Origin of the sequence: Novosphingobium organovorum, assembly GCF_022832435.1 — a bacterium.
Classification (GTDB): domain Bacteria; phylum Pseudomonadota; class Alphaproteobacteria; order Sphingomonadales; family Sphingomonadaceae; genus Novosphingobium; species Novosphingobium organovorum.
In genome coordinates this window covers 1-7,383 of the sequence record NZ_JALHLF010000139.1, presented here as the reverse complement: position 1 = coordinate 7,383, position 7,383 = coordinate 1, and the positions used below count along the sequence as shown (strand labels likewise).

The 7,383-nt window shown below is 67.1% G+C and carries 6 protein-coding genes; 3 read left to right on the top strand and 3 right to left on the bottom strand.

Annotated elements, in window-relative coordinates:
• Positions 1-216 precede the first annotated feature (216 nt).
• The 3 genes from MTR62_RS18925 to MTR62_RS18915 all read left to right on the top strand — a co-directional run bounded on the left by MTR62_RS18925 (position 217) and on the right by MTR62_RS18915 (position 4,725).
• Positions 217-2,469: an RNA degradosome polyphosphate kinase gene (locus MTR62_RS18925; RefSeq protein ID WP_244023871.1), complete on the top strand. Its 2,253-nt coding sequence runs from the start codon at positions 217-219 to the stop codon at positions 2,467-2,469.
• Positions 2,470-2,514: 45 nt separating this feature from the next.
• Entirely contained in the window at positions 2,515-4,029 is a 1,515-nt protein-coding gene (locus MTR62_RS18920) for a Ppx/GppA family phosphatase (RefSeq protein ID WP_244023869.1), read from the top strand.
• Positions 4,030-4,269: 240 nt separating this feature from the next.
• Positions 4,270-4,725, top strand: coding sequence for a hypothetical protein (locus MTR62_RS18915; protein WP_244023867.1), 456 nt, complete (start codon positions 4,270-4,272; stop codon positions 4,723-4,725).
• 115 nt (positions 4,726-4,840) lie between these two features.
• Here MTR62_RS18915 and MTR62_RS18910 read toward each other — a convergent pair whose 3' ends face one another.
• The 3 genes from MTR62_RS18910 to MTR62_RS18900 all read right to left on the bottom strand — a co-directional run.
• A complete protein-coding gene (locus MTR62_RS18910) occupies positions 4,841-5,542 on the bottom strand; it encodes an HAD family hydrolase (RefSeq protein ID WP_244023865.1) in 702 nt (233 codons plus the stop codon).
• 80 nt (positions 5,543-5,622) lie between these two features.
• Entirely contained in the window at positions 5,623-6,669 is a 1,047-nt protein-coding gene (virB11, locus tag MTR62_RS18905; RefSeq protein ID WP_244023873.1) for a P-type DNA transfer ATPase VirB11, read from the bottom strand.
• A 66-nt stretch (positions 6,670-6,735) separates the two neighbouring features.
• Positions 6,736-7,383 (bottom strand): TrbI/VirB10 family protein (locus MTR62_RS18900; RefSeq protein WP_327194438.1); only part of this gene is annotated, 648 nt, incomplete at its 5' end.

Genomic DNA, 7,383 nt, shown 5'->3' with positions numbered 1-7,383 from the left:
AGTGTACATTAGTTGGGAGGTCGGGTGGGGGCGCGGGCTGGTGCCGGACTTTATACTTCAGGCCGTGCATTTGATGCGGCCGCGCAATTGATTACGATGGCGCAGCGGTGTCATATATGCCGCACTAACGTCATGCAGGCGTGCAAAGGGCGGCCGAAGCGGCGGCCGGTGTGCCACGCGCCGAACGACGATACGATCAAGGAACGACAGCGACCCATGCCCGAAGCGAGCGCCCTGAGCCCCACGACGCCGATGCCGACTTCAACCGCCACGGGCCCTGCCCCCGCTGACGGCGAGGACGCGCGGACCGGCGGCGCGCCGGGGCCGGACGCCGTCGCGCTGGCCAGCAGCCCCACGCGCTTCTTCAACCGCGAGCTGAGCTGGCTGGCCTTCAACGAGCGCGTGCTGGCCGAAGCCTCGAACGCCAACTACCCGCTGCTCGAACGCCTGCGCTTCCTCTCGATCTCGGGCAGCAACCTCGATGAGTTCCTGATGGTGCGCGTGGCGGGCTTTGCCGGGCAGGTGCGCCGCAAGATCGAGGAAGCCTCGATCGACGGGCTGACGCCCAGCCAGGCGCTTGCCGCGACGCACGAGAAAGTCCTCGAACTCGAGACGATCCAGCAGGACAGCTGGAGCGTGCTCAAGACCGAACTGGCTGAGGCGGGCATCCGCGTGGTCGGCGACGAGACGCTCGATCCGGTGCGCGAACAGTGGCTCAGGGACTATTTCGCGACCGACATCATGCCGGTCATCACCCCGCAGGCGATCGACCCCGCGCACCCCTTCCCCTTCGTTGCCAACCAGGGCATCGGGGTGCTGTTCTCGCTCAGCCGCATCGCCGACAACGCGCCGGTGATGGAGATGGTGCTGATCCCCGCCCCGCTGCCGCGCTTCGTGCGCATTCCGGGCGAGGAAGCGGCGTGGATCTCGATCGAGGACATCATCTGCCGCAACGCCGCCACGCTGTTTCCCGGCTTTCGCGTGGGCGGGCACGGCGTATTCCGCATCCTGCGCGACAGCGACATCGAGATCGAGGAAGACGCCGAGGACCTCGTGCGCTACTTCCGCAGCGCGATCCAGCGCCGCCGCCGCGGGCTCGTCATCGTGCTCCAGCTCCAGGGCAAGTTCGATCCCGCCGCCGAGGACATGCTGCGCGGGCAACTCGGGCTCGACCAGGCGCTGATCATGAAGACCGAGGGGCTGATCGGCTTTTCCGGCGTCTCGGTGATCTGCGAGGAGGACCGCCCCGAGCTCAAGTTCGAGCCCTATTCGCCGCGCTACCCCGAACGCGTGCTCGAACACGATGGCGACATCTTCGCCGCCATCCGCGAGAAGGACATCGTCGTCCACCACCCTTACGAAAGCTTCGAGGTGGTGATCGATTTCCTCAAACAGGCCGCGCGCGATCCCGACGTGATCGCGATCAAGCAGACGCTCTACCGCGCGGGCAAGCAGTCGGCGATCATCTCGGCGCTGATCCAGGCCGCCGAGGCGGGCAAGTCGGTCACCGCGGTGGTCGAGATCAAGGCCCGCTTCGATGAAGAGCAGAACCTGCTGTGGGCCGGCCAGCTCGAACGCGCCGGGGTCCAGGTGATCTACGGCTTCATCGACTGGAAGACCCACGCCAAGACCTCGATCGTGGTGCGGCGCGAGAGCGATCTGGCCAACGGCGCGGGCTACCGCACCTACTGCCACTTCGGCACCGGCAACTACCACCCGGTGACCGCGCGCATCTACACCGACCTCAGCTACTTCACCTGCGACCCGGCGGCCGGGCGCGACGCGGGCAAGCTGTTCAACTTCGTCACCGGCTACGTCGAACCCGAGGCGATGGAACTGCTCGCGATCTCGCCGATGACGCTGCGCGCGCGGCTTTACGAGCTGATCGACGCCGAAACCGCCAACGCGCGCGCGGGCAAACCCGCCGCGATCTGGGCCAAGATGAACTCGCTGACCGATCCCGACCTGATCGACCGGCTCTACCAGGCCGGGCAGGCCGGGGTCGACATCACGCTGGTGGTGCGCGGGATCTGTTGCCTCAGGCCCGGTATCGAGGGGTTCTCGGAGACCATCTCGGTCAAGTCGGTGATCGGCCGCTTCCTCGAACACAGCCGCATCTGGGCCTTCGCCAACGGCGCGCCGCTGCCCAGCCGCCAGGCCGAAGTGATGATTACCTCGGCCGACGGCATGAGCCGCAATCTCGACCGCCGGGTCGAGATCATGATTCCCATGCGCAACAAGACCGTCCACGACCAGGTGCTCGATCAGGTCCTGCTCGCCAACCTGATCGATACCGAGCAATCCTGGCTGCTCCACCCCGATGGTACGTCGCAGCGCGTGGGTGACAGCGAGGAACCGTTCAACCTTCACCGCTATTTCATGACCAACCCATCGCTTTCGGGGCGCGGTGCCTCGCTTGCCAGTGGACGAAAGGTGCCCAAGCTCTCGCTTCGGCGGGGCAACATCTGACATAGGGGCGCGCAACAGGACCTGCAGCGGGATCGTCTCATACGCATGATCGGCATCAGCCACTCGAACGCAAAGCGCGCGATTATCGACATCGGATCGAACACGGTGCGTCTCGTCATCTATGGCGGGCCGCCGCGCGCGCCGGTGGTCATCCTCAACGAAAAGGTCAACGCCCGGCTCGGCCGCGATCTCGACCGTGACGGCACGCTTTCGGAAAAGGCGCTGAAGACCGCGCTCACCGCGCTCGAACGCTTCGCCCGCCTCGTGGCGCTGCACCGGGTCGAGACGGTCGACTGCGTGGCCACCGCCGCCGCGCGCGACGCCTCGAACGGCCCCGCCTTCCTCGAGGCGGTGCGCGGCTTCGGGCTCGCTCCGCGGCTGCTTTCGGGCGACGAGGAAGCGCGCGCCAGCGCGATGGGCGTGCTCGCCGCCTTTCCCGGCGCGCACGGCACCGTGGCCGACCTTGGCGGCGGCAGCCTCGAACTGATCGGGGTCGAGGACGGCGCGATCCACGACGACGGGGTGACCATGCCCTTCGGCACGCTGCGCCTGCCCGAACTGCGCAAGAGCGGTACGGCGGCGTTCTCCGCCCATGTCCAGGCGGGCATCCGCGCCACCGGCTGGCCGCTTGGCGAGACCGCCGGTCAGGGCGGCGCTACGGCCAGAGGCGAACCGGTGTACATCGTGGGTGGTTCGTGGCGCGCCTTCGCGCTCCAGGCCATGCGCGAGCTGAACTGGCCGGTCGACGACCCGCACGGCTTCGCGCTGCCTGCAGGCGAGGTGCTGCGGCTCGGCCGCCAGTTCGCCAAGGGCAAGCTGGAGAACCCGGACCCGCGCATTTCCAGCGCGCGCCAGGCCAGCCTGCCCGACGCCGCGGCGCTGCTGGTCGAGGTCATCACCGCGCTCGAACCAAGCGAGATCGTATTTTCCTCCTGGGGTCTTCGCGAAGGGCTGCTGCACGCCCAGCTTCCCCCCGAAATCCAGGCCGAACCGCCCATGCTCGCGAGTGTCTCGGGCTTTGCGCAAGGCGCGCGGGTCTCGACCGAAGGCGCGGTGCGCGTGGCCGAATGGTGCGCCCCGGTGTGCGACGATGCCGACCACGACGGCGACTTGCGCCAGGCGGCAACGCTGCTCGCGCTCGTCGCGATGCGCACCGAACCCAACTTGCGCACCGAGGAGGCGACCACCTGGGCGCTGCGCAAACGCTGGATCGGGCTCGACATGCGCGGGCGCGCGATGATGGCCATGACGGTCTTCGCCAACGCCGGGCTCGCTGGAATTCCCGATCCCTTCCCGCGCCTTGCGGCGCGCGAGGATCTCAACCACGCGATCGGCTGGGGACTTGCGGTGCGGCTGTGCCGGCGCCTCCACGGCGGCTCGGCACGCGCGATCGACCTGACCCGGCTCGAAGCGAGCCCCACGCGCATCACCCTGACGCTAAGCGAAGAAGCGCGCGCGCTCTACACCGCCTCGAGCGCCAAGGACATGAAGGCGCTCGCCGAATGGCTGGGCCGCGAATGGGCAGTGCTCGGCCCCGACGGCGCGCCGGTCAGCGCCTGACGGGCGTGGACGCTTTCAAGGCTGCGTGAAGCGTCTGAATTGGGTGGGAAGCGGACTTTGTAAGTGTCGCTGACCAATCGCAGCTAAGGANCCTGACGGGCGTGGACGCTTTCAAGGCTGCGTGAAGCGTCTGAATTGGGTGGGAAGCGGACTTTGTAAGTGTCGCTGACCAATCGCAGCTAAGGACCGATTGCGGACATTTGGCTTTGCGCGTCACAAGATCAAAGCTACTCCAATCCAATGAATGCGAAGGACTATAAGCGCTGGGCTTTGGACGGTTTGCGAGAGCGGGCACAGGTCCGAGGCATTTCCGCCACTGGTCGAAAGGATGAACCCCGCCTGATCCTCCGGCAACGCGATGACCTGTCGATTTTCTACCAAGAGAAGTGGTGGCGATCAGCCTTCAAGCGAAGCGGCTATGGCGGATCACTATGGTTTGAGAGCGATGGAGCCGATCACGATATCAATCCGGCCATCGTTCCGCTCATTAATCTAGGCGACCTTTTCATTCCTATCCGTTCACCCGAAAATACTGAGCAAATCGACCATTTTCTAGACAGACTTCTTCAACTTGCTGATTGGTGCGCAAGCGCGAAATTGGCAGAGTTCCAAGAGTTGGCGAGAGAGACTGGGACTGCGCTATCTAAAGTCACGATAGCGGCAAAGCACCTTCGGGAGTTTCCATTCAGGGCTTGAACCAGCGAATATAGAACTGCCCGCTTCCCACCCTAATGCGTCACTGAACCGCATCAGCACCAACGTCCGCAACGGGGCGAAACCAGACCTACGAATTGACCCTCGCCGCCTGGCCCTAACCCGCGTTGATCGCGTCGATCCAGCCCACCAGTTCGCGCAGGGCGCCCAGTTCACGATAGCGCGGGCCGGTGGGGCGCGTGCCTTCCTGTTCGTGACCCCAGGCGCCGTCCTGCGGGACATAGGCGGCGTAGGCCCCGGCTTCGAGCGCGGGCAGCACGTCCGAGCGCAGGCTGTCCCCCGCCATCACCGCCTCGTGCGGGGCGACGCCGAACTCGGCGAAGACATCTTCAAAGGTCTGCGTGGTCTTGTCGCTCACGATCTTCACCGCGCCGAACAGCTGGCCCACCCCCGAGGCGGCGAGCTTGACTTCCTGGTGAAGCAGATCGCCCTTGGTGACGAGGACCAGCGTGCCGCGCTGCTTCAACTGGCCCAGCGTCGCGTCGATCCCGTCGAGCAGTTCGACCGGATGGGTCAAGAGGCGCCGCCCGACCTGGAGGATCTCCTCGACCAGCGCGCGAGAGAAATTCTCGCCGGCGAGCTGCGCGGCGGCCTCGATCATCGAGAGCGTGAAGCCCTTCGCGCCATAGCCGTAGAGCGAAATGTTGCGCACCTGCACTTCGTCGAGCGCGTCCTGCGAGACCTGCGCCTCGGCAAACGGGGCGACCAGATCGCGCACCGCCTCGAACGCCGCGTTGAAGTGGCGCATGTTGTGCCACAGCGTGTCGTCGGCATCGAGGCAGATCAGCTTGATGGTCATCGCGGGGAAAGCCTTTTTCGGTTGCACACCCAAGGCGCGCCGCTTTCCCACGCCTTGGCCGCAAACGCAACCCGGCCCCCTCAGGCGACCAGCGTGTGGCTCTCCGCGATCTGGCTGATCCCGCGCCGCCCGTCCTGGCGGTCGAGCTGGACCACCACGTCGATCACGCTCGCCGCGTATTCGAGCGTTTCGGCGCGGGTCAGCCCGATGTTCGACTGCATCGCCATCAGCGCGATCTGTTCGAGCGCGCCGCGCGGGGTGTTGGCGTGCACGGTCGAGAACGAGCCGGGGTGGCCGGTGTTGATCGCGCGCAGGAACGAGACCGTCTCGGTCCCGCGCAGCTCGCCCAGCACGATGCGGTCCGGGCGCAGGCGCAGCGCGGCCTGCAGCAGGTCGTTGGCCGAAACCCTGGCCTCGCCCAGCTCGCCCTTGACCGCGATCAGCCCCACCCCGTTGGCGCCGGGCAGCTTGAGTTCGGCGGTATCCTCCACCAGCACCACGCGCTCATCACCGGGGATTTCGGCGAGCATGGCGTTGAGGAAGGTGGTCTTGCCGGTCGAGGTGCCCCCCGCGATGAGGATCGTGCGGCGGCGCCGGATCGCCTCGCGCAAGTACGCGATCGGTTCGGCCATGGCATCGGGCATCGGCGTTTCGCGCGAAGGGATGATCGGGCCGCGATCGTAGGCGTCGAGCGGGAGGTTGAGCAGGCGGTGGCGGCGGATCGCCATGGCCCAGTTGGCGCGCGTGGCGGGCGGGCCGACGAGCTGGATACGCGCGCCCGACTGTCCGGCGTAAGCGGGCAGCGTGGCGGACAGCAGCGGGTGTTCGCGGTTGATGCCCTGGTGGCTGATGCGCGCGACCTGTTCGGCCAGCCGCTGGAGCAGCCGGTTGTCCATTTCGGGCAGGCTGAGGCGCTGCATTCCCGGCGCGCCACCGCGCGGGGCGGCATCCTCGACCCAGATCTCGCCGGGGCGGTTGACGAGGATTTCGGTCACGCTCTCGCGGTCGAGCCAGGGGCGCAAGGGCGCGAGATAGGCGTCGAGATAGACGCTGCGCGCGACCGGGGCCTCCGCGCCGAATTCGGACACAGGATCAGCCACGGCGGCGCTGCGTCCCACGGACGGCATCCCGGTTGCCGGCATCCCGGTCGAAAGTGTCAGAACCTCGGCCATGGGTGTGCCCCTTCCCCTGTCTCACTGCACCGAACCGAAATCGAGATCCTTGGCGGTGAACACGCGGATCGGCTGGCCCTGGCGCACGCGGATCGTCGGCCCCACGTTCGCCGTGCTCTGCACCGCCGAAGACGCCGCCGAGGAGCCCGAGCCGATCACCACCGAACTGCCGCCCGAAGCCAGCGTGGTCAGCCCATCGACCACCGAGAGCAGGATCGCCGAGCCGAAGCGGGTGAAGAAGTGGTTGTTGACCTTGCCCGCAAGGCCGGTCTCGCCGCCAAAGGCAATCGCGGGCGAGCCGATGTCGACCGAGACCCCGTCGGGCCGGATCAGCCTGGTCCAGATCACGTAGGCGCGCTTCTGCCCGGCGGTCAGCCCGCTCTTGTACTGGCCGATCAGCCGCGAGGAGCGCGGGATCAGCACCTTCTTGCCATCGAAGCTGCGCACGTCGGTCGACACGATGGCGCGCACGTAGCCGGGCACTTCGGTGTCGATCGCGGTTTCGAGCACGGCGGGGATCAGCGTGCCCTGGGTCACCGTGGTCGCCGGATCGAAGGTGCGCGCGGCGGACGCGGTGGAATTGGTGCCCCCGATACGCGCGGCGAAATCGTCGTTCGCGCCCGGTGCGCCCTTGGCCGCGCCCGGCGCCCCCGGCGCTCCGGCGGGACC